Here is a 20,342-nt window from a genome sequence, read left to right as displayed (position 1 = left end):
CCTTTGGCGGCCATGATCATGGCGATGCGCGCCAGCGCGATCCGGCGAGCCGTGTCCCCGACGGCCAGCCGATGGCACTGCTCGTTCAGCACCGCGAATCCCTCCGGGTCGCGGCTGCGGGCCATGGCGGCGGCCAGGTTCTTCGGCGACGGAGTCGCCAGCAGCCAGCCCAGGCTGGGCCGGATCACATCGGCGCAGATCAGCACCGACAAACCGCGTGAACAGCGGTTGTGCAGGTTGCTGATGGCGGTCTCGGTGCGCCCGGCCGCCAACGGCGTCACCGGAAGGATCCGCCAGTCGGCGGCGTGTTCCGCGCCGGAGGCGGCCCACCGCGCCTGCCAGGTTCTTCCTGGCATCGTGGCCAGCCAGTCCAGCACGGTGCGCACACTTCGCCGCACCTCGGCCTGGTATTTGACGTTGTCGGCGGTGAACGGCGCGCGAAACACCCGGGCAAGGACACGCCCGCGCGAGGCTTCGGTGGCTTCCCACGACACGGGATTCGCCCGGGCCGGGAACTGCTTTCGCAGTTCGAACAAGTCGCGACGATCCGAGCGTTGTCCCCGCTGGTCGCGGCTCGTCGCGGGCGTGGCGGTCGAAACCAGCACCGTGGTCACCGCGAGGCCCCCGGGAACAGCACATCCAGTGCATCGGAGCGGTATTCCGGCGTGATCGCGGCCGGTGTTGTCGGCGCTGCGGCTCGCCGCGCGTGGTGGGCCAGGATGCTTGCGATGGTCTCCTCGACCGGAGCCGAGGTATAGATCTGCGTGGTGGTCAGCTGGGCATGGCCCAAGATCCACTGGACGTCGGTCAGCGGCATATCAGGGTCGCGGGCCATCCGATAGGCAGCCGTGTGACGCAGGTCGTGGATCGAATAGTCCGTTCCTAGAACGGAATTCACGCGGATGAACATTGCGCGGGCGGCGTGATAGGTCAGTGCGCGAAACGGCCGCCGCAACGTCCACCACAGCGGATCGTCGCGCCCGGTCCGCACCCGTCCGTGAAATTCCGCCTGATACAGCCGAAGCCACACGAACGCATCCGGCGAGGCCGGAAGCTGCTGCGCCACCCGGCTGCCCTTGCGGATCACCGTGATCAGCTGCGATCCGGTATCCACATCGCCGCAGCACCCACCCAGCAGCTCCGACGCCCGGGCACCGGTCGACACGAAGAACGCCACCAGCGCCCGATCGCGATGCGATCCGAGCCCGGCGAACAGTTCGTTGAATCTCTCGTCCGGGATGCAGCGCGGCGGCCGTTCGACCAGCTTGGGTCGATACAACCCGACACGCTCGTTGCGGCGCGGATGCATCGGATTGTGGTGCGCGCCAACCCTTTTACGTCGCCGTTCCCGCACCAGCGGGAACGGGTTCACCATCGGGCCCGCACCGGTGTCGACATGGAAGTCGTAGAACGCCCGTAACACGGTCTCGCCATGCGCAGCAGTCGTCGGCGCGTACTTCCCGCCAGACACTGCGGGCAGCGCGTCGCTCTGCTTCCAGCGCACGCTCGCCGGTTTGCTCCCGGTCTGCACCCAGCGGCAGAAATCACGTGCCTCGACCCGGGTCGCCTGGTCCCACGGCACCTGCACCGCCCACAGAAACCTGAACCACCGCAACAGATCATGACCATACGACCGCTGCGTCGCTTCCGACCGCCCGGACGCCTGCAGCTCTTTGAGGAACTCACCGACCGGGCCGATCACCTCCCCGGTCGGATCGATCACCCGATACGGCTCCCATGGCGAACCGGTTGCCTCCAGCCGCCCGACCCGAGCGACCGCCAACGCCGCCGGGTCCCGCTCCGACTCATCTCCGATCATGGGCCGGAACCCTAACGGCCACTCACCAGACATGCCTCCTGAACAGGGAGGACAGCACTGGTAGTTCAGTTAACAGGCAACCGCTATCAGGTTGACGCCGCGTTGACCGGGCGCATGGTGGACCTGTTGTTCACCCCGTTCGATTTGACCGTCATCGAGGTGGAATACCAGGGCAAAGCGATGGGCCACGCGGTGCCGCACACCATCGGCCGCCACACCCACCCCGCGGTCAAATCCCAGACACCGGCACCGGTGCAGGCCACCGGCATCGACTACCTGCAACTGCTGGAGACCGCCCACCAGACCGACGTGGGCCAAGCGATCAACTGCCCCGCCCTCACCGACTGCGAGAACGACACCGAACCCTGCAGCGGCAACCGGTAGCAGATCAGCGGCGCTGGCCTCGTAAACAGACTGAACCCCAACCTCATTCACCACCGACCGCAGAACACCTTGGAGAACCCCCCCATGCTGGACAAAATCCAATCCTATTTCGGCTTGACCACCATGCCATTCGGGCGCGGCCTCGCGCCGGGCATGCTGTTTCGCAGCGGCGATCACGCCCAGGCCGTGGCCCGCATCGGCTACGGCATCGCCACTCGCGGCATCACCGTGATCACCGGCGAGGTCGGCGTGGGCAAAACCGTCGCCGCCCGCGCCGCGATCGAGCGCGCCGAACCCGCCCGCCACCACCTGATCTACATCCCCGACCCCACCGTGGGCGCCCGCGGCATCTACCACCACATCGTGTCCGCCCTGGGCGCACGCCCCAGCTTCCACAACGCCGCCCTGGTCCCCCAAGCCCGCGACGCGCTGGCCGCCGAAGCAGCCGAACGCGGCCGGGTCCCCATCTTGTGTATCGACGAGGGCCACTTGCTTTCCCACGACGCCCTCGAAGCATTGCGACTGCTCACTAATCATCGGCTTGACACCGAATCACCCTTCGCCACAATACTTTTAGGCCAACCCACGCTGGCCACCAAGATGGCCCTGGGAATCCTGGCCGCGCTCGAACAACGCATCACCGTGCGCCGCACCATGACCGGCATGACCAACGAGGAAACCGCCGGCTACATCCGCCACCACCTACAACTCGCGGGCCGATCCGACCCGCTGTTCACCGACGACGCCATTAGCCTCATTCATGACTCCGGCCGCGGCAAACCCCGCGCCGTCAACCGGCTCGCCATCTCCGCGCTCATCGCCACCTGCGCCGCCGGCAAAAACCTCGTCGACGAAACCAGCGCCCGATCCGCGGTCACCGAAACCAACCACGACACCCAACCCGCGCCGACACCCTGACCATCCCGGCGACACCCCGACCACCCCGGCCCCGCCCGAAACCACCCGAGCGGGGCCATTTCACACCCCAACCAGCCTCACCGGCAATGACGCCGCCGTGTGCACGATCAGTGACGCGCAACACCGGGTCGACTCTCATGCCGCCGCATCGAGTGTGCGGTGACGGGTGTGACCGTGTATGTAGGGCGAGAGTTTGACGATCCGGCCGCCCTGACAGCACACTCGGCGCCGTCAGCGCACACTCGGCGCCGTCAGCGACCGACCCAACGCGATTTCCATCTCCCCACACCGGGCGTAGCCCACGCCCGCCTAGTAGCGACAAGCCTAGGCCCGCAAGAGAATTAGCGCACTTAGCCGGGCAGGCGCCCGGATCCTGAGAGGCCGGCGGATCAAGGCCGATTCGCTAGCGCAGCCTGGGCAAGACGTTGGTGCGGTAGAACTCGATAGCGACGGTGGGGTCGTCCTGCGGAAAGTGCAGAAACGGTATGGCACCGGCATCGATCACCGCTTGCACCGCACCGATATGGGTCGACGGGTCGGTGCCCACGGCCCAGTTGGCGAGCACCTTCTCGATAGGGTTCGACTCGGCGGCACGCTGGATTTCCACCGGGTTGGGCTGGTCGACGGCCCCGGCGGTAAATCGCCACAGGCCGGCGGCGCGGGTGGCCGTCGTATGGTCACCGACGACAGCGAACAGCTCGGCATACTTGCCAAGATTTGCGGGGTCGCGTCCGGCGGCTTGTGCCCCCGCGGCGAACGCGGCGAGCAGCCGCGGATTCTTGAGGTCGCCTGCTTGGGTAATCCAGCCGTCCCCGTGCCGGCCGGCCAGCTCCGTGCTTTTTGGACCGCTGGCGGCCACGAAGATCGGCGGTGGCGTGGCGGGCAGGTCGTAGAGTTTTAGAGCGTCCGTCTGAAAATGCCGTCCGTCAAACGAAATTCGCTCACCGCTCCACAGCTGGCGGATCAGCCTGATGGCCTCGACCAGCCGGTCGTGGCGCTCCCGGTAGGAACCGAACGTGTTGGTGGCGGCCTGTTCGTTGAGTCGCTCACCGGTGCCGAGCCCCAAGAACACCCGGCCCGGACTCAGCATTGCCAACGAGGCGAATGCCTGGGCCACCGTGGCCGGATGGTAGCGGTAGGTAGGGCAGGTCACCCCGCTGCCGAGCGAGATACGAGTGGTGCTTTGACCCACTAACGCCAAGGTCAGCCAGGGAAACATCGAGTGACCCTGATTGTCCTGCCACGGCTGAAGGTGGTCACTGGCCCACACGTACCCAAACCCGGCACTTTCGGCGGCCCGGGCTTGCGCCACCAGCTGATCAGTGCGGAATTGCTCGTGGGACAACACGACTCCAATGCCGCTGGCCGGCGACACCGTGGGGCCGGTCGCCTCGCCGGTCGGTTCGCCGCGGGTGCCGCACCCGGTGGATATCGCGCCCGTCCCCAGCACGCCGGTGCCAGCGGCCAGTCGTGCAAACGCCCGTCGCGAGATGCCGGTCACCGGCTCCGACTACCCGTCACGCGACCCGTCACACCACCGAGCTTGCCGCACGCTCGCCGGGGCTGCCACAGCCGTCGGCGCATCGGGCGCGGCTGCGCAGAAAGCTGTGCCGAAGCGATTGACCAGCTGGCCGATCGGGCATGAGTCCCGCAGGGCGGCGGATTGGCCGATCCGTCGGCGCTACCACTAGTTTGGGCTGGTGACCTCCCAGGCGCGCCCAGCGCAGAAGGCCGACATCCGCGATCTGTCCCGCACCCTGGCTCGCGCCTTCTACGACGACCCGGTGATGACATGGTTGCTGCCCGACGACAAGTCCCGGCTCGCGCACCTTCATCGGGTGTTCGCGACGATGACCCGGCACCACCATCTGGCCCGCGGCGGCGTCGAGGTGGCGTGCGAGGGCGCCGGCGTCGGCGCGGCCGCCCTGTGGGATCCGCCGAATCAATGGCGTGAGACCCGCCGGGCGGAGCTGACCATGACCCCGGCATTCTTGCGGGTATTCGGCTTTCGCGGAGCGACCGCACGCGCTGTCCAGGAGGCGATGAAGCGCGCGCATCCCGAAGAACCGCACTGGTACTTGGCCGTCATCGGCAGCGACCCGGGCGTGCGCGGGCGGGGCTTTGGTCAGACCTTGATGCGGTCGCGGCTGGACCGCTGCGACGCCGAGTACTGCCCGGCATATCTCGAGTCCTCGAAACCCGAAAACATCCCGTATTACGAACGTTTCGGATTCACCGTCACCGGCGAGATCGCGCTGCCCCACGGCGGGCCGCCGATTTGGCCGATGTGGCGCGAACCGCGCTGAGCATCCGGCCGGAGCAAGGCGGCGGCCGACGACCTGTCCGACGACTTCGTCGAAGCATTCACCAAAGTCCTTGCCAAACACCGCGTTTGGGAGCGCGAGACCGACTCGGTGCCCGCCTGATCAGGGCTTGCTCTGCCAGCCGGCGACACCGATCGCGATCATCCGCAACTGCTTGACGGCGATTCGATGGATCTCCTCCAGCGCCTCGGCGCTCTGGGCGTCCTCGATCGCCTCGGCGATCACGATCATCGCGTTGACGAACAGTGTCGCCAGGATGTTGAGGTCCTCGGTGCTCCATTCGTTGAGCCCCGGGAAGCGGGCCAGGTCGGTGGCCAGCTCGGAGGTGATCAGCCGGATCTCCGTGCGGATGGCGTAGCGCAGCACCGATAGTCCGGTGGAGCGCTCCCTGACGATGAAACGCCAGTGTTCACGTTTGTCGGCGACGCTGCCCACCAAGATCTCCACGGACGACTCGATCACCCGGTTCGGGTCCAGCTTGCCGGCGCGCGCCCCGCGCAACGTGTCGCGCAGGGTGCGAAACGACTCGTCGATCAGGACCAGCCCCAGGGCCTCCATCGACTCGAAGTGCCGGTAGAACGCCGCGGGCACGATCCCGGCCTCCCGGGTCACCTCGCGCAGGCTCAGGCCGCTGAAGCTGCGGTCCTGCAGCAGTTTGAGCGCGGCGGCGACGATGGCGCGCCGGGTGGCTTCTTTGCGCTCCTCCCGCGACACGGTGGCGCGGGCCCGGCCTTGGCCGGACCGGTGTGAGCGTGAGCTAGGAGTACGATCGTTCACTGTGTGAACCCTACCACAGACCTGGGGAAACACTTGACGAACTGCTCAATCCCGACGCACCGTGTACATATGTTCACTCAAACTTTCAGCCAGGCTGTTGCGAAGCGAGTCCTGGGTTCCGACCTGGTCGGCCTGCTCACCGGCCCGCACGGCGTCGACCGCTACACCGAGCTGGTGGCGCCGACGTGGACATTGGGTGAGGCCCGCGCCAAGGTCATCGAGGTGCGGCGCGACACGCCGCGCAGCGTCACCCTCACCCTCGCTCCCAACGACACCTTCACCTCCACCCACACCGTCAAGGCGGGTCAGTACGTCAACCTCACCGTCGACATCGACGGTCGCCGGCATACCCGCTGCTATTCACCGGCCAACGCAGAAGGCAGCCCGACCCTCGAGCTGACGATCGGCCACCACGACGGCGGGCTGGTCTCGACCTACCTGTACCAGCGTGCCCGCCGCGGCATGGTGGTCGGTCTGGCCGGTGTCGGCGGCGACTTCGTGTTACCGGCGAAGCGGCCGCTCCGTATCCTGCTCGTATCCGGCGGCAGTGGCATCACGCCCGTCATGGCGATGCTGCGCACGCTGGTCGCCGAGGGCCATCAAGGCGAGATCGCCTTTGTGCACTACGCGCGCACGCCTGCGGAGGCGTGCTACCGCGACGAGTTGGCCGCCCACAAAGGTCGGCCGGGGGTGCGGGTATTGCACGGCTACACCCGCTCCGGCGCCGGTGATCTGGCCGGCCGGTTCGGCGCGGACCACCTGACCACGGCCATGGCGTCGCCGGACGCGGTATTCGTCTGCGGCCCAACAGCATTGGTCGAGGCGGTACGTGAGCACTGTGACAACGTCGTCACCGAGAGCTTCGTGCCTCCGGTGTTCGAGGCGCCGGCGAACCCCTCGGGTGGCCGAGTGTCCTTCGCCGACAGCAGTATCGACGTCGTCGACGACGGCCGCTCGCTGCTCGAGCAGGCGGAGGCGGCCGGCCTGGCACCCGAGAACGGCTGCCGGATGGGCATCTGCCACACCTGCACCCGGCGCAAGACCGCCGGCACCGTGCGAAACCTGGTCACCGGGGCCGTCTCCACGGGTCCCGACGAGGACGTGCAGATCTGTGTCTCGGTTCCCGTCGGCGACGTCGACCTCGCTCTATAACCGACAACATCTCAAGGAGTTCTCAATGACACCCAACAAGATCACCCTCACCCCCGACCAGGCCGACGCATTCGGCCGCGAACTCGACGCCATCAAGGAACGCATCATGGCGGATCTCGGCGAACAAGACGCCGACTACATCCGCAGAGTCATCAAGACGCAGCGCGCCCTGGAAGTCGGCGGACGATTGCTGCTGTTCCTGCCGCCGGCGTGGCTGCTGGGAACCGCGATGCTCGGGGTGTCAAAGATCCTGGACAACATGGAGATCGGCCACAACGTCATGCACGGTCAGTACGACTGGATGCGTGACCCGGCCATCTCGGGGCGTTCCTTCGAGTGGGACACGGCCTGCCCGGCCGATCAATGGCGGCATTCGCACAACTACCTGCACCACACCCACACCAACATCGTGGGAATGGACCGCGACATCGGCTACGGCATCCTGCGGATGAGCGAAGACCAGCCCTGGGAGCCCTACTTCCTGGGCAACCCGGTCTACGCATTCCTGTTGATGGTGCTGTTCCAGTACGGCGTCGCGCTGCACGAACTGGAATCCGAGCGCATCCGGGCCGGTGAGATCCGGCTGGCCGACAAACGCGAGGTCTTGCGGGCGATCTGGAAGAAGACGCGCCGGCAGACCCTCAAGGACTACGTCGCCTTCCCGCTGCTGGCCGGGCCGTTCGCGCCGTTCGTCTTCACGGGCAACCTCACGGCCAACCTGATGCGCAACGTGTGGTCGTACATGATCATCTTCTGCGGCCACTTCCCCGACGGCACTCAGGAGTTCACCGCCGAGGAAACCAAGAACGAGTCCCGTGGTCAGTGGTACTTCCGCCAGGTCCTCGGTTCGGCAAATCTGACCGGCGGCAAGCTGTTTCATCTGTTGTCGGGCAACTTGTCGCACCAGATCGAGCATCATCTGTTCCCCGACATGCCGGCCCGGCGGTACGCCGAGATCGCCCCGGAGGTGCGGGAGATCTGTGAGCGCTACGGCATCCCCTACAACAGCGGCCCGCTGCCCAACCAGTTCGCCACCGTGGTGCGCAAGATCGTGAAGCTCAGCCTCCCGGGGTCCTGGCCCGCGCGGCGCAAACCCGCTGCCGAGCAGCCGGCCGATCGGGCACTGGCCGTCGCATAGGCCGGTCGAGTCCCACGCGTTTCGTTCGGAACTCGGATAGCTTCCCGGCAGATTTCCGGCAGATTCGGGGCCGCTCCACGGGCCCGACTGGAGGACAATGGGCCCGTGGAGTGGACCGGCGCACGCTATGCGGACAAGCCAACCGTGGAGGCCTCGACGTGGATCGATGCCGATCCCGAGCGCGTCTGGAGTCTGGTCTGTGACGTCGAGTTGATGCCGACCCTCAGCAACGAATTGCAAGCAGTGGAATGGGTCGACGGGGCCACCGGCCCCCGGATGGGCGCCCGGTTCATCGGCCACAACCAGCACGACGCGTTCGGCGAATGGACCACCACGTCACAAATCGTCTGCTGTGATGAGCCGCATGAATTCGCTTGGGCCGTAGGCGAACCCGACAACCCCTCGGCCACCTGGCGGTTCCGCCTGACACCCCGGGACGGCGGCACCCTGCTGACCTACTGGACGCAGCTGGGGCCGGGCCGCTCGGGGTTGTCGCGGGCCATCGACGCGATGCCCGACAAGGAACAGAAGATCGTCTTCGTGCGGTTGCGGGAGTTCGAGACCGCGATCGACAAGACGCTGGCCGCGATCAAGAGGTTGGCCGAACACGGGGTCCGCTGATGCGCACCGCCACCACGGTCGAACTGTCCAGCGCCGGCCGAGACACCGTGGAGTTCGTCGTCGAGGCCGAAAAGCTGGGGCTGGACGTCTGCTGGGTCGCCGAGGCATGGGGTGCGGATGGGCCGTCGGCGTTGGGATACCTCGCCGCGCGCACCGACCGGATGCTGCTGGGCTCGGGTGTGCTGCAACTCGGCATCCGATCGCCCGTGGCGGTGGCCCAGACCGCGATCACGCTGTCCAACCTGTCGTGCGGGCGGTTCCTGCTCGGCCTGGGCGCCTCGGGTCCGCAGGTAATCGAGGGCCTGCACGGGGTGTCGTTCGGCCGGCCGCTGGCGCGGATGCGCGAAACCATCGACATCGTGCGGCAAGCGTTTGCCGGCGGCAAGATCTCCTACTCCGGCAACGAGTTTCGGATTCCGCGCCCCGGTGGGGAGGCGGTGCCGATGCGCTTGTCAACGCGGCCCGAGCACCGCATCCCGATATATTTGGCCGCGTTGTCGCCGGCGATGCTGCGGTTGACGGGACAGATCGCCGACGGCTGGCTGGGGACCAGCTTCGTGCCGGAAGGCGCCGCCGGCGCCTACTTCGCGCACCTGGATAGCGGGCTGGCCGCGGCCGGTCGCACCCGGGCCGACATCGACATCTGTCAGGGCGCCGAGGTCGCGTTCGCCAAGGACGAGGACCAGCTGCAAGGCATGGTCGCCGGTCGCAAGAAGGAGCTGGCGTTCAGCCTGGGCGGCATGGGATCGGCCAGCACCAACTACTACAACCGGGCCTACAGCCGGCAAGGCTGGGCCGACGTCGCCGCCGCGGTGCGGGAACACTGGCAGCGCGGTGAGCGCGACCGCGCGGTCGCGTTGATCACCGACGAGATGGTGCTGGCCACCACGCTGATCGGGACCGAGGACATGGTCCGGGCCCGCCTTGCGGTGTGGCGCGACGCCGGCGTGAACACGGTGCGGCTCTATCCCGCGGGCGACACGCTCGATGCCAAGCTTTCGACGCTCGGCCGGGCCATCGAGCTGGTCCGCGAGGTTCAGTTCTAGTTCGAATTACCGCTTTGTGCGTGACCGTGTCCGTTGGGCTCGCCGATGATTGAAGATCACCATCGAGCCGAACAGCGCCAACATGCCCGCCGAAACGATGACCATGTCGGTGTTACCGATGACCAGCAGGACCGCGACAAGCGCCACCGCGATAGCCGCGGCCAGGAGGTAGGACGCCACACGATACCGAGGGCGCCAGGCGGCCCACAACGCCAACCCAAACGCGCCAGAAAGGATCGCCCCAACCAGTGCGTCCATCACTTGGTCCCGGTCAGGCATTTCAGCAGATTCTCGCCCGCTACGGCCGTGCCGACACCGCCCGCCACAGCGACCGCGAGCCCCGCCCCGGTCTCTGCGGTCAGCCCGCCGATGCCGGTGACTACCAAACCGCTGGCAAACTGGCTAGTCCGGTCGATCCAGTCGCTGGTGCTGCAATGGGTACGGGCGTAGTCGATGTCTTTCACATGCGCCTGCAGATCCGCAACCTGGCCGCGCAACCACGCGGTCCTGGGGTCGTTTTCGGGAAGCGACTGCACGAACCGTTGCACATTGTCCACAAGACCCTGGCCGGTCAAATTAGCTGGATCACCACCGAGGATCATCTGCTGCAGCTTAGGGCTCAGGCCAGTGCCCGGCCGCGGTGGCCCATCAGGGGTGTCCCACGGGGCAAAGGGGGGCGGAGATTCAGGACCACTATTTTGATTGAAGTCGACCAACTGGATTCCGTTACCGCTATGAGCCGGTGTGAAGCTGACGTTGCCCAAGCCTGCCGTGGCGGCGGTCAGCGCACCGGCAACCCTAAGATCTGCGCTCTCAAGTTGTTCGGCGCGCGAGCGGATATCACCAGCAAATGCCTCTGCTTGTGCTTGGCGGGCAGCCTTCTCTGCGGGTGTGCTGCTAGTGCGGGTATCCGTGACAGATAAGTCCTCTCCGACGTTGAAACCCGCATTTTGGGCGTCCTCGACGGCAAACATCACCCGACGCTGCGCCGCGCTAATATCGCTGGCACCGTCACGTGCAATCCCAGCCGCCTGACGTAACTGATCGGCCTTGCTATTTACAACGGGCAAGTCGGCGCCGGTGCGTTGCCGCAACGCATCACCCCCGGCGCCTTCCCACGCGATCGAATAGGACTGGTTGCGCATCTGAAGGAACACGTCCTCCCACTGGTCGGCGGTTCTACTCCAGTAGCCGGCCGCGTCGACTAGGTGCTCGGTGCTCCACGCTCGGATTTGGGAAAGGCTGGCGGGCATCTAAACGACCGTCACGTGCGTCACGGCAGCCATTTCGCCCGCCGCAGTGGCTTCTTGATTGCCGTAACCCGTGGAGGCAGCGGCCACCGATGCAGCCGCCGCTTGAGTTCGGATGACAAACGCCGCCGCGGCAGCGCCGATCGCTGCGTTGATACCATTCACGGCCACCGTGGTGGTTTGAAACGGCTGCCCCGGCGACGACGGCGCTAACCCGGTGAGTTGGGCACTTAGGCCCTGCCATTGGCCGGCCATGACGTGTAGCTGATCGAGAATGACCCGTAGCTATTGTGATCCCATGGGCACGAGTTTAAGTCCATGGCATAAGGCGGGTTATCGATGCCGGTGTCATTTGGGACCAGTAGGTAGCCCCCTGCTGCGAAGCGAGAGACAAAAAATTGTTGCCGGAGCGCGTGGGCTGGACATTCAGAGTCAACTGCGTATCAGGGAGCACCATCACCAGTAGCGCGCAGTGGCGCGACGCCCGTGAAGCACGGCGATTCGTCCACCGAGACCGCCGTGGCTGGGCCGTTGGGCAGCCCGCGCACAGAGAGGCGCGTGGGCGTGCTCAAGCCCGTGCGGGTCGGCGCGAATGACCGGCATAGATGACCGGAACGCCAGGTCGAAACCGAACGAGACACCAGTTGCCAATGCGACAGGTCAAAGTGCCCGACGGTGAACCGGGCGCACCAGGACCACGAAGGTCGGCCAGTCACGCAGACGCGATGGACTCATCCCAAGTTGTTGCACCGTGTTCTTCGAAATCCCCATCACCCGGGCGATCATCTTGATCGACAAACCCTCCGCCCGGCGCAACCGACGAATCTCAGCCCAATCTTCCACAGACAACATTCCCTTCGGTCCTCCTGGCTCGGGTAGAGCCAGGACACCGGACCAGGGGGTCAAAATTCGGTTGCCGCGCCGGGGTCAGTTTTCACGTGCCGTCGACACGCTGCAGATCCAGAAAACCCATGGGGCAGGCCACGCCGACCGTCTCCGCGAGCTTTAGCCCACGCCGGTCGGCGCTTCGGCTACCGGTACCAGTCGCACCTCGGGCCGCGCCGGCAGCTCGTCGGCCAGAAACCACCGGAAGGCGAGGTTGCCTTGCGGATAACCCAGTGCGGTAAGCGAATTCGGATGGGCCGTCGTCCCGCGGGACAACACGATCGTCACCGAGCCGTCGCTATCGGCCACCGCGCTGTGACCGTTGATCGAGCAGCGGGCATCGGGGCCCTCGGCGGGGCCGTAGGTGGCCATGAACTGGTTCCACACCACCAGGTTCCAGAACCGGCACGGCGGCGGTCGGTGGGTGATGACCAGCGCTTCGTCGTCGTCGAGCACGAAACTGCCGTAGGAATAGCAGGCGTCGCGCGCCGACCAGCCGAAGTTGGCGTCGGGCACCTGATAGGGAGCCGCGAATTGGTTTGCGACGTGGGCGGTCTCGTGGCCGAGTCGATGCGCGTCACGGGCCCTCTCCCCGACGGCCAGCGGCACGATGGCGAACATGGTGCGCATCCAGGTGGCCGCCGCCCGCAGTCTTGCGGCGGTCTCGGCGTCGCCGTGGCGTATCGGATCCGGCGCGTCGAGCGCCTCGATGGTCCAGGTGACCGGGCGGCCGGTCAGCGGGTCGGCCTGATAGTCACGAGTCATCAGCACGGCGGCATCGGGCGTCGGACCCAGCTCGAAGGAGAAGTTGCCGTCGGAATCGATATCGAGATCACTGTCGCGGACAATCGCGACGACCCGGTCCGACCACGCGCCGGGGGAGGGTTCGTTGTAGGCGGTCACCGAGAAATACGCGCTGTCACCCTTGTTACCGCCAATCCGGTAGCGCCGTGCCGGATCGACCGGGCACATGAAGTAGTAGGCGTCGGTGTTGTCGCCGCCCCAGCGGCGGTCGCGACGAAACGGCGTGTTGACCGCGACGAATTGCGGCCGGCCCGGCTCGGGGAACAGATAGGCGTCGAAGGCCACACCCAGGGTGGCGGCGAGCATCCGGTACCCGTCGGCGAGGTGCCGGTCGTCGGTGACCGCACGCTCGCCCTCGAGGAAGCCGCTGTCCAGGGCGCCCAAGGTGTCGAGCAATTCCCGCCATGCCGTAGTCGACTCGTGCGTCATTCAGGCATTCCCTTCAGGATTCCGCTCAGGAGCAAGGTGGTGGTGCGGTGCACCCAGGCATCGTCGAGTTCGGCGCCGCGGGTCAGCAGGCGCAGCAGTGTGATGCCGGCAATGGCCTCGACCAACTCATCAGCGGTTACGTCGGCCCGGATTTCGCCTGCGGCAGCGGCGTTCTCGAGCCGTCCGGCAAGACCGCCGGAGATGATGCCGGCAAACCGATCCAACAGTGCGGCATGCAGGGTCGGGTCCGCCGCCATCTCGCCGACCAGGCCGGGGAGCGCCGCGCGGGCGGCCGGCGTCGCCAAGACCGCCATCGTGCGTCGCACCATCTCGCGCAGATCCGCCGCCAGCGATCCGGTGTCGGGAATGGCGGTCTGGGCGCCGATCGGAAACACCGCCTCGTGCACCAGGTGCGCCTTGCTCGGCCAGCGCCGATAGATCGCGGGCTTGCTGGTGCCGGCCCGCTCGGCGATGGCAGATACCAGCAGCCCGGCATAGCCCGTTTCGGCGAGCAGTTCAACCGTCGCGCGCAGCACCGCCGCATCGATCCGCGGATCACGGGGCCGGCCGAAATCGACTACCATTACGAAACCCAGAGTAACATAAGTTGCCGTGAGTGACGTCGTTCGTCTCGACGACCTGGCCGAGCCCCGGTTCAGCGCGGAGGCCCAGCAGATCCGCGACATGATGGCCACGATGGCCCCGCAATGTCCGTTGGATGCCGGGGCGTTGCACGCGCGCGCCAGCGCCGACACCGGCCTGCACGATTTCGGCGACGACGACTACCGGCAACGCCTCGACGTCTTCCTGGCGGCGCTGCGGGATATCGACGGCCTGCATGCGGCCGGGGTGGTGAACTTCTACGGGCAACTGCTGCAGTTGCTCAAGAACCGGCTGCTGTTGACCGACCTGCTCACCAGGCATCCCGAGATCGACGACATCGAACTGCAACCACCGGTGTTCATCGCCGGTTTGCCCCGTACCGGCACCACGCATCTGCACAACATGCTGGCGGCGGCCTCCACCTTTCGCACCATGCCGTACTGGGAAAGTGTCGAGCCCTTTCCGCTGCCGCACGAGGTTGGCGTGGAGCCGGATCCGCGGCGGGCACGCATGGACGTCGCGGTGGCCGTGATCAACACCGTGATGCCCTACTTCCCGCTGATGCACGAGATGACCACCGACCATGTGCACGAAGAGATTCAGCTGCTGGCCAACGACTTCTCGACCATGCTTTTCGAAACGCTGGCCCAGGTGCCCCGGTGGCGCGACTACTACCTGGCCCACGACCAAACGCCGCACTACCGATACCTGGCCAGGCAGCTCAAGGCGATGCAGTTTCTGCGCGGCGGGCGGCGGTGGCTGCTCAAGTCGCCCCAGCACCTCGAGCAGGTGCCGGTGCTGGATCGGGTTTTTCCCGGCAGCATCGTGGTGTTCACCCACCGCGACCCGGTGCCGGTGGCGCTGTCGATGATGGCGATGATCACCTATTCCGCTCGGATGCACCGCTCGCCGGTGCCGGTGGCGGCGATTGCGGCGTATTGGGTGGACCGGCTCGACCGGATGCTCACCGCGCTGGTGCGCGATCGCGACACCATCGGTCCGCGGCGCTCGATCGACGTCCGATTCGACGACTTCATGGCCGACGAAGTCGGCGTCGCCGAGCGGGTGTACGCCCTGGCCGGCGAGCCGCTCGACGAATCGGCACGCGCGGCGATCACCGGCTACCTGGCCGGCCACCGGCGCGGCCGGCTGGGCAACGTCGAAACGTCCTGCGAGATGTTCGGCCTTGCCGAGGAGGACCTGCGCGCCCGCTTCGCGCCCTATGTCGAGCGGTTTCTGACCTAGCGCCGAGCCTGTAAATAGGCAGAAGAAGTGCGAGTAGCGGCCTGCAAAATTACAGGCTCGGTGGCCGGCTGGGTGGGGCAAGCGCTACCTTCTCAACACATGACCACAATGCCCGCCCTGGACGGCGTCGAGCACAGATATGTCGAGGTAGGCGACGACGTCACCATCCACGTCGCCGATGCCGGGCCTACCGACGGGCCGGCGGTCATGCTGGTGCACGGCTTTCCGGAGAACTGGTGGGAGTGGCACGAGCTGATCGGCCCGCTGGCCGCCGACGGCTACCGGGTGCTGTGCCCGGACCTGCGCGGCGCGGGCTGGAGTTCGGCGCCGCGCTCCCGGTACCTCAAGAGCGAGATGGCCGATGATCTGGCCGCGGTGCTGGACCGGCTGGGTGTCGAGAAGGTCAAACTCGTGGCCCACGACTGGGGCGGGCCGGTCGCCTTCATCATGATGCTGCGCCACCCCGCCAAAGTGACCGGCTTCTTCGGGCTGAACACCTCGGCGCCGTGGGTACGCCGCGACCTCGGGATGCTGCGGCATATGTGGCGGTTCTGGTACCAGATCCCGATCTCGCTGCCGGTCATCGGTCCCCGGCTGATCGCCGACCCCAAGGCCCGCTACTTCCGGATGCTGACGTCCTGGGTCGGTGGCGGATACCGCGTGCCCGACGAGGACGTCCGGATGTACGTCGACTGCATGCGCCAGCCCGGGCACGCCGAAGCCGGCTCCCGCTGGTACCGCAGCTTCCAGACGACCGAGATGGCGCGCTGGCTGCGCGGCGAGTACGACGACGCTCGGGTCGACGTGCCGGTGCGCTGGTTACACGGCACCGGCGACCCGGTGATCACGCCCAACCTGCTACGCGGATACGAAGATCGCGCAAGCGATTTCGAGGTCGAGCTGGTCGACGGTGTCGGCCATTGGATCGTCGAGCAGCGGCCCGACCTGGTGCTGGACCGGCTGCGCGCGTTCCTTACGGCTTGACCAGGATGCGGATCGGGTTGCCCTGCTGCCGCTCCAGCTTCTCGATGCCCGCCGGGAGGTCTTCGAGCGTGACGACCTCGCTGATCGACCGCGAAATATCAAGGCGCCCAAGCGAAACCAGCTTCGCCAGGGTCTCGATGTCGACGTTCTGGTAACCGAGGTGACCGAGCACCTGCTTGCGGGTCACCCCGAACATCACCGTCGGTCCGATGGTCGGCGACTCCGCGCTCATTCCCACCCCGACCAGCCGCCCGCCGGGTGTCAGCGAGCCCAGGGCCTGTTCGAACGTCACCTTCAGGCCGACCGCGTCGAACGCCACGTCCAATAACCGCCCGCCGGTGACCTCGGCGAGCTTGTCGGTCAACCCGTCGTCACGGGTGTCGAACGCGTAGTCGGCGCCGAGTTCCAGCGCGCGTTCGAGAACGGCCGGGTTGATGTCGAGGGCGATCACCGGTGCCGCGCCGACCAACCGTGCGAGCTGGACGATGTGGGTGCCCACCCCGCCGACGCCCCAGACCCCGACCGATTCGCCGATCCCCACCTTTGCGGTTCGGACGACGGCGCCGAACGGCGTCGACACCGCGTCGGCCAGGATCGCCGCCTGCTCCAGCGCAACGTTGTCCGGCACCCGGGTCAGGCCGGTTGCCTGCGCGACGGTGTATTCGGCCCACGCGCCGTCGTAGGCGAAAGCCATCAACCGGATGCTCAGGCAGTTGACGACATCGCCGCGGCGGCAGTTGGGGCACGTTTGGCAGGGCCGGCCGGCGGCGACCACCACGCGATCCCCCTCCGCCCAGCCGGTCACGTCGGGGCCCAGCTTCGCGATGGTGCCCGAGGCCTCGTGGCCCTGGGTCACCACCGGTGTCTGGGCCGGGAACGTTCCGTTGATCAGGCTCAGGTCCGAGTGGCAGATCCCGCAGAAGGCAACCTTGACCAGGACCTCGCCCGGACCGGGCTCGGGTATCGGAACATCTTCCAGCGCAACCTTTTTGGTGTCGGCGTAGAAGCGTTCCGCACGCATGGTGGCCATGGTCACTCGACGCCGATCGTGACCTCGGTCGACTTGATGAACACCGTCGCGGGCTGGCCGGCCTTGAGGCCGAGATCGACCGCCGCGTCCTTGGTGACCGACGACGTGACGATCTGGTCGCCGCCGTCGAGCCTGACCTTGACGATCGCCATCACGCTGCCGAGGTCGACCTCGGTGATGGTGCCCTTGAGCTGGTTCCTGGTAGATAGCCGCATCGCAGTCCCTTCCACAAATCACCGGGTGTGCGACGAGCGTAGTCGGCCCGGTCAGGAACGAGGGCCCAGGAGGGCTATCGACGCATCGATCGCCGGTTCGACGACGTCGCGGACCGGCCGCCCGTCCTCGACGGCGAGTGCGGTCAGCTCGCGCAGTCCGCCCAGCAGGATCACCGACAACGGCACGGTCAGCGGGGGTAGGCCGGCCCGCCGGAACCCCGGGCTGGCACTGAGGTCGATCAGCAGGGTGGACAGCAGCTGCAATCCGCGGCGCTGGACGGGCCGCGCGACGGCGCCCAGCGAGGGGAGCTCGCGAATCCAGCTCAAGGTGATGGCCGGGCGGGACTCGATGTGCCCGGCGTAGGCCTCGACCGCTTGGCGAATCTGCTGATGCCAGTCGGCGTCGGGATCGACCGCTGCCGAGATCTTCTCGCTGAGCTTTTCGACGTCGGCCCGCAGCAGCTCCAGGAAGCACTGCTCCTTGCTGGCGAACTGGTCATAGAAGGTGCGTTTCGACGTCCGCGCGTGGCGCACGACGTCGGCGACGGTAGTCGCGCGGTAGCCGCGTTCACCGATAGCGGCGGCCAGACCGTCGAACAGCCGAAGCCGGAAGGGATCGACGTCGGCCGGCGCGGCAGTGCCGGCAACTGCTGTCACCAACGCGCCTCCTTACCCGGATCGGTGCGGACCTTGTCAGCCTTGGTACCAAAGAGTACCGTGCCAGGATAAGCCTGCGGTACACCGCGGTACCATCCCCGTGTTCCTGACCGAGCAGCCGGGGCAGATGTTGGGAGCCCATGTCGATGAGCCACGCAATCACCGATGCGCCAGCACCACCCGGAGGCACGTTGCCGCCGGCGCCGCGGATTCCGAGCCTGGTCCAAGGCCTGGTCTTTGCGGTCACGCGCCGCGGCATGATGCGACGGCTGGCGCACCGCTACGGCAACGTCTTCACCCTGAACATCCCCATCTACGGGCGGGTCGTGGTGGTCGGTGATCCGCAGCTGGCAAGGCAGGTCTTCACCACCAGTCCCGACGAGTTGGGCAACATCCAGCCGAATCTGAGCCGGCTGTTCGGCTCCGGTTCGGTGTTCGCGCTCGACGGCGACGACCATCGCCGGCGGCGACGCCTGCTGGCGCCGCCGTTTCACGGCAAGAGCATCAAGAAGTACGAGGCCATCATCGAGGAAGAGACGTTGCGCGAGACGGCTCGATGGCCGAAGGGGGAGCCGTTAGCGACCCTGCCGTCGATGATGCACATCACCCTCAACGCCATCCTGCGTGCGGTGTTCGGGGCCGACGGTGCCGAACTCGACGAGCTGCGCCGGCTGATCCCGCCGTGGGTCACGCTGGGCTCGCGGCTGGCGGCGATGCCCAAACCGCAACGCAACTATGGCCGGTACAGTCCGTGGGGCCGGCTGGCCGAGTACCGGCGGCAGTACGACGCCGTCCTCGACAAGCTGATCGACCGCGAGCGGTCCGACCCGAACTTCGCCGATCGGACCGATGTCCTCGCGTTGATGTTGCGCAGCACCTACGATGACGGTTCGGTGATGTCCCGCAAGGACATTGGTGACGAGCTGCTCACCCTGCTGGCCGCCGGGCACGAGACCACCGCGGCCACGCTGGCCTGGGCATTCGAGCGGCTGACCCGGCACCCGCAGATCCTGGCCGACCTGGTGGCGGAGGCCGATGCCGGCGGTGACGAGCTGCGCCAGGCGACCATCCTGGAAGTCCAGCGGGCCCGGACCGTCATCGATTTCGCGGCCCGGCACGTTTATTCCGACGTTTATCACCTGGGCGAGTGGGCGATCCCGCGCGGGGATTCGATCATCATCAACATCGGCCAGATCCACGACAACCCCGACGTATTCCCCGACCCGCAGCGCTTCGACCCGCAACGCTACATCGCAAGCAAGCCGTCGGCGTTCGCCTGGATCCCGTTCGGCGGCGGTACCCGCCGCTGCGTGGGCGCCGCGTTCGCCAACATGGAGATGGACGTGGTGCTGCGAACAGTGCTGCGCCACTTCGTCATCGAGACGACGACGGCGCCCGACGAGAAGTGGCACTGCCGCGGGGTTGCCTACATTCCCAAGGACGGCGGACGAATCGTGGTGCGCCAGCGTTAGTTAGCGGCTGATTTATTGGCTTGCCGACGCCCGCCGCGGCAGCTTCCAGCCCGGACGGATGTAGTGGCAGGTGTACCCGTAGGGGTAGCGCTGCAGGTAATCCTGGTGCTCGGGCTCGGCTTCCCAGAATGCTCCGGCCGGGCTGACTTCGGTCACCACTTTGCCCGGCCACAGGCCCGAGGCCTCGACATCGGCGATGGTGTCCAACGCGATCCGCCGCTGCTCGTCGTCCAGGTAGAAGATGGCCGAGCGGTAGCTGGGACCGACGTCGTTGCCCTGCCGGTTCCTTGTGGTCGGGTCGTGGATCTGGAAGAAGAATTCCAGCAGCGTGCGGTAGTCCGTGACCGCCGGGTCGTAGAGGATTTCGACGGCCTCGGCGTGGCTGCCGTGATTGCGATAGGTGGCGTTGGGCGTGTCGCCGCCGCTGTAGCCGACTCGGGTGGCGATGACACCGGGCTGACGGCGGATCAGGTCCTGCATGCCCCAGAAGCATCCGCCGGCCAGGATTGCCTTGTTGGTCGTCATTGCGTCTCTCCTTCGGTGGTGTCGTGAAGGGCCCACGATCCGAGGTTAGTTGCGGTCGGCTGAC

23 protein-coding genes and 1 pseudogene are annotated in these 20,342 nt (G+C 66.7%); 10 read left to right on the top strand and 14 right to left on the bottom strand.

Translation table 11 applies throughout. The features are described from left to right. On the bottom strand, positions 1 to 605 hold a 605-nt coding region (locus AWC07_RS20970), incomplete at its 3' end, for a hypothetical protein (RefSeq protein WP_167380114.1). Between the two features lie 5 nt (positions 606 to 610). Continuing rightward, complete coding sequence (locus AWC07_RS20965; RefSeq protein ID WP_036419679.1) at positions 611 to 1,819, bottom strand: tyrosine-type recombinase/integrase; 1,209 nt, start codon at positions 1,817 to 1,819, stop codon at positions 611 to 613. A gap of 102 nt (positions 1,820 to 1,921) precedes the next feature. Here AWC07_RS20965 and AWC07_RS20960 point away from each other — a divergent pair, with 102 nt between their 5' ends. Both AWC07_RS20960 and AWC07_RS20955 read left to right on the top strand, forming a co-directional pair. Further along, on the top strand, positions 1,922 to 2,203 hold the full coding sequence (locus tag AWC07_RS20960) for a hypothetical protein (protein ID WP_139829805.1): 282 nt from the start codon (positions 1,922 to 1,924) through the stop codon (positions 2,201 to 2,203). Positions 2,204 to 2,287: 84 nt separating this feature from the next. Further along, complete coding sequence (locus AWC07_RS20955; protein WP_036419675.1) at positions 2,288 to 3,121, top strand: ExeA family protein; 834 nt, start codon at positions 2,288 to 2,290, stop codon at positions 3,119 to 3,121. 403 nt (positions 3,122 to 3,524) lie between these two features. Here the strand turns inward: AWC07_RS20955 and AWC07_RS20950 are convergent, their stop codons facing one another. Then, complete coding sequence (locus AWC07_RS20950) at positions 3,525 to 4,622, bottom strand: F420-dependent hydroxymycolic acid dehydrogenase (RefSeq protein WP_036419672.1); 1,098 nt, start codon at positions 4,620 to 4,622, stop codon at positions 3,525 to 3,527. 199 nt (positions 4,623 to 4,821) lie between these two features. Here AWC07_RS20950 and AWC07_RS20945 point away from each other — a divergent pair, with 199 nt between their 5' ends. Next, positions 4,822 to 5,427, top strand: a complete 606-nt coding sequence (locus AWC07_RS20945) for a GNAT family N-acetyltransferase (protein ID WP_036419671.1) — start codon at positions 4,822 to 4,824, stop codon at positions 5,425 to 5,427. A gap of 120 nt (positions 5,428 to 5,547) precedes the next feature. On the opposite strand, the gene AWC07_RS20940 is transcribed toward AWC07_RS20945, so the two are convergent. Continuing rightward, positions 5,548 to 6,222, bottom strand: a complete 675-nt coding sequence (locus tag AWC07_RS20940; protein ID WP_085105217.1) for a TetR family transcriptional regulator — start codon at positions 6,220 to 6,222, stop codon at positions 5,548 to 5,550. Positions 6,223 to 6,291: 69 nt separating this feature from the next. Here AWC07_RS20940 and AWC07_RS20935 point away from each other — a divergent pair, with 69 nt between their 5' ends. The 4 genes from AWC07_RS20935 (at position 6,292) to AWC07_RS20920 (ending at position 10,179) form a co-directional block, all read left to right on the top strand. Further along, a complete protein-coding gene (locus AWC07_RS20935) occupies positions 6,292 to 7,374 on the top strand; it encodes a ferredoxin reductase (RefSeq protein WP_036417659.1) in 1,083 nt (360 codons plus the stop codon). A gap of 25 nt (positions 7,375 to 7,399) precedes the next feature. Continuing rightward, complete coding sequence (locus AWC07_RS20930; protein ID WP_036417657.1) at positions 7,400 to 8,512, top strand: fatty acid desaturase family protein; 1,113 nt, start codon at positions 7,400 to 7,402, stop codon at positions 8,510 to 8,512. Positions 8,513 to 8,617: 105 nt separating this feature from the next. Then, on the top strand, positions 8,618 to 9,133 hold the full coding sequence (locus AWC07_RS20925; protein ID WP_036417655.1) for an SRPBCC family protein: 516 nt from the start codon (positions 8,618 to 8,620) through the stop codon (positions 9,131 to 9,133). Continuing rightward, positions 9,133 to 10,179: an LLM class flavin-dependent oxidoreductase gene (locus AWC07_RS20920; protein ID WP_036417653.1), complete on the top strand. Its 1,047-nt coding sequence runs from the start codon at positions 9,133 to 9,135 to the stop codon at positions 10,177 to 10,179. Before AWC07_RS20925 ends, AWC07_RS20920 begins: the two co-directional genes overlap by 1 nt. A gap of 6 nt (positions 10,180 to 10,185) precedes the next feature. Here the strand turns inward: AWC07_RS20920 and AWC07_RS20915 are convergent, their stop codons facing one another. From AWC07_RS20915 to AWC07_RS20890, 6 genes and pseudogenes are all read right to left on the bottom strand, one after another. Then, on the bottom strand, positions 10,186 to 10,458 hold the full coding sequence (locus AWC07_RS20915; protein WP_244187648.1) for a hypothetical protein: 273 nt from the start codon (positions 10,456 to 10,458) through the stop codon (positions 10,186 to 10,188). Beyond that, positions 10,437 to 11,153: a hypothetical protein gene (locus AWC07_RS20910; protein WP_425271267.1), complete on the bottom strand. Its 717-nt coding sequence runs from the start codon at positions 11,151 to 11,153 to the stop codon at positions 10,437 to 10,439. Before AWC07_RS20910 ends, AWC07_RS20915 begins: the two co-directional genes overlap by 22 nt. Positions 11,154 to 11,432: 279 nt before the next feature. After that, positions 11,433 to 11,684, bottom strand: coding sequence for a hypothetical protein (locus AWC07_RS28960; RefSeq protein ID WP_244187647.1), 252 nt, complete (start codon positions 11,682 to 11,684; stop codon positions 11,433 to 11,435). Positions 11,685 to 12,173: 489 nt separating this feature from the next. After that, a pseudogene (locus tag AWC07_RS27130) lies at positions 12,174 to 12,281 on the bottom strand (helix-turn-helix domain-containing protein); the annotation flags it as partial. A 153-nt stretch (positions 12,282 to 12,434) separates the two neighbouring features. Next, positions 12,435 to 13,547 (bottom strand): DUF1214 domain-containing protein, encoded by a 1,113-nt coding sequence (locus AWC07_RS20895; RefSeq protein WP_036419578.1) that lies wholly within the window; start codon positions 13,545 to 13,547, stop codon positions 12,435 to 12,437. Continuing rightward, on the bottom strand, positions 13,544 to 14,131 hold the full coding sequence (locus AWC07_RS20890) for a TetR/AcrR family transcriptional regulator (protein WP_036419576.1): 588 nt from the start codon (positions 14,129 to 14,131) through the stop codon (positions 13,544 to 13,546). Before AWC07_RS20890 ends, AWC07_RS20895 begins: the two co-directional genes overlap by 4 nt. 28 nt (positions 14,132 to 14,159) lie before the next feature. On the opposite strand from AWC07_RS20890, the gene AWC07_RS20885 reads away from it, so the two are divergent. Beyond that, entirely contained in the window at positions 14,160 to 15,395 is a 1,236-nt protein-coding gene (locus AWC07_RS20885; protein ID WP_036419575.1) for a sulfotransferase family protein, read from the top strand. Positions 15,396 to 15,494: 99 nt separating this feature from the next. Beyond that, complete coding sequence (locus tag AWC07_RS20880) at positions 15,495 to 16,379, top strand: alpha/beta fold hydrolase (RefSeq protein WP_036419573.1); 885 nt, start codon at positions 15,495 to 15,497, stop codon at positions 16,377 to 16,379. Here the strand turns inward: AWC07_RS20880 and AWC07_RS20875 are convergent. From AWC07_RS20875 to AWC07_RS20865, 3 genes are read right to left on the bottom strand one after another with little or no spacing between them, the layout of a single operon-like run. Then, a complete protein-coding gene (locus AWC07_RS20875; RefSeq protein WP_085105215.1) occupies positions 16,369 to 17,409 on the bottom strand; it encodes a zinc-binding dehydrogenase in 1,041 nt (346 codons plus the stop codon). The two genes, AWC07_RS20880 and AWC07_RS20875, sit on opposite strands and share 11 nt — an antisense overlap. 2 nt (positions 17,410 to 17,411) lie before the next feature. Beyond that, positions 17,412 to 17,624 (bottom strand): TOBE domain-containing protein, encoded by a 213-nt coding sequence (locus AWC07_RS20870; protein WP_036418633.1) that lies wholly within the window; start codon positions 17,622 to 17,624, stop codon positions 17,412 to 17,414. A 51-nt stretch (positions 17,625 to 17,675) separates the two neighbouring features. Next, positions 17,676 to 18,281, bottom strand: coding sequence for a TetR/AcrR family transcriptional regulator (locus tag AWC07_RS20865; RefSeq protein ID WP_036418638.1), 606 nt, complete (start codon positions 18,279 to 18,281; stop codon positions 17,676 to 17,678). Between the two features lie 146 nt (positions 18,282 to 18,427). Between AWC07_RS20865 and AWC07_RS20860 the strand changes: the two genes are divergently transcribed. Beyond that, entirely contained in the window at positions 18,428 to 19,753 is a 1,326-nt protein-coding gene (locus AWC07_RS20860) for a cytochrome P450 (RefSeq protein WP_085105220.1), read from the top strand. 12 nt (positions 19,754 to 19,765) lie between these two features. On the opposite strand, the gene msrA is transcribed toward AWC07_RS20860, so the two are convergent. Further along, positions 19,766 to 20,278: a peptide-methionine (S)-S-oxide reductase MsrA gene (gene msrA, locus AWC07_RS20855; protein WP_036419258.1), complete on the bottom strand. Its 513-nt coding sequence runs from the start codon at positions 20,276 to 20,278 to the stop codon at positions 19,766 to 19,768. Positions 20,279 to 20,342: the final 64 nt, after the last annotated feature.

This window comes from Mycobacterium gastri (genome assembly GCF_002102175.1).
GTDB classification, from domain to species: Bacteria; Actinomycetota; Actinomycetes; order Mycobacteriales; family Mycobacteriaceae; genus Mycobacterium; species Mycobacterium gastri.
Note: the sequence above shows the minus strand (reverse complement) of the source record. Positions and strands in the feature narration are given on the sequence as shown.

Excerpts from the sequence above, each read along its gene's own strand:
- AWC07_RS20930 (WP_036417657.1), top strand. The coding sequence starts at position 7,400 with ATGACACCCAACAAGATCACCCTCACCCCCGACCAGGCCGACGCATTC.
- AWC07_RS20935 (WP_036417659.1), top strand. The coding sequence starts at position 6,292 with ATGTTCACTCAAACTTTCAGCCAGGCTGTTGCGAAGCGAGTCCTGGGT.
- AWC07_RS20895 (WP_036419578.1), bottom strand. The coding sequence starts at position 13,547 with ATGACGCACGAGTCGACTACGGCATGGCGGGAATTGCTCGACACCTTG.
- AWC07_RS20915 (WP_244187648.1), bottom strand. The coding sequence starts at position 10,458 with ATGCCTGACCGGGACCAAGTGATGGACGCACTGGTTGGGGCGATCCTT.
- AWC07_RS20920 (WP_036417653.1), top strand. The coding sequence starts at position 9,133 with ATGCGCACCGCCACCACGGTCGAACTGTCCAGCGCCGGCCGAGACACC.
- AWC07_RS20880 (WP_036419573.1), top strand. The coding sequence starts at position 15,495 with ATGACCACAATGCCCGCCCTGGACGGCGTCGAGCACAGATATGTCGAG.
- AWC07_RS28960 (WP_244187647.1), bottom strand. The coding sequence starts at position 11,684 with ATGGCCGGCCAATGGCAGGGCCTAAGTGCCCAACTCACCGGGTTAGCG.
- AWC07_RS20860 (WP_085105220.1), top strand. The coding sequence starts at position 18,428 with ATGAGCCACGCAATCACCGATGCGCCAGCACCACCCGGAGGCACGTTG.
- AWC07_RS20955 (WP_036419675.1), top strand. The coding sequence starts at position 2,288 with ATGCTGGACAAAATCCAATCCTATTTCGGCTTGACCACCATGCCATTC.
- AWC07_RS20870 (WP_036418633.1), bottom strand. The coding sequence starts at position 17,624 with ATGCGGCTATCTACCAGGAACCAGCTCAAGGGCACCATCACCGAGGTC.
- AWC07_RS20875 (WP_085105215.1), bottom strand. The coding sequence starts at position 17,409 with ATGGCCACCATGCGTGCGGAACGCTTCTACGCCGACACCAAAAAGGTT.
- AWC07_RS20965 (WP_036419679.1), bottom strand. The coding sequence starts at position 1,819 with ATGATCGGAGATGAGTCGGAGCGGGACCCGGCGGCGTTGGCGGTCGCT.
- msrA (WP_036419258.1), bottom strand. The coding sequence starts at position 20,278 with ATGACGACCAACAAGGCAATCCTGGCCGGCGGATGCTTCTGGGGCATG.
- AWC07_RS20910 (WP_425271267.1), bottom strand. The coding sequence starts at position 11,153 with ATGTTTGCCGTCGAGGACGCCCAAAATGCGGGTTTCAACGTCGGAGAG.
- AWC07_RS20890 (WP_036419576.1), bottom strand. The coding sequence starts at position 14,131 with ATGGTAGTCGATTTCGGCCGGCCCCGTGATCCGCGGATCGATGCGGCG.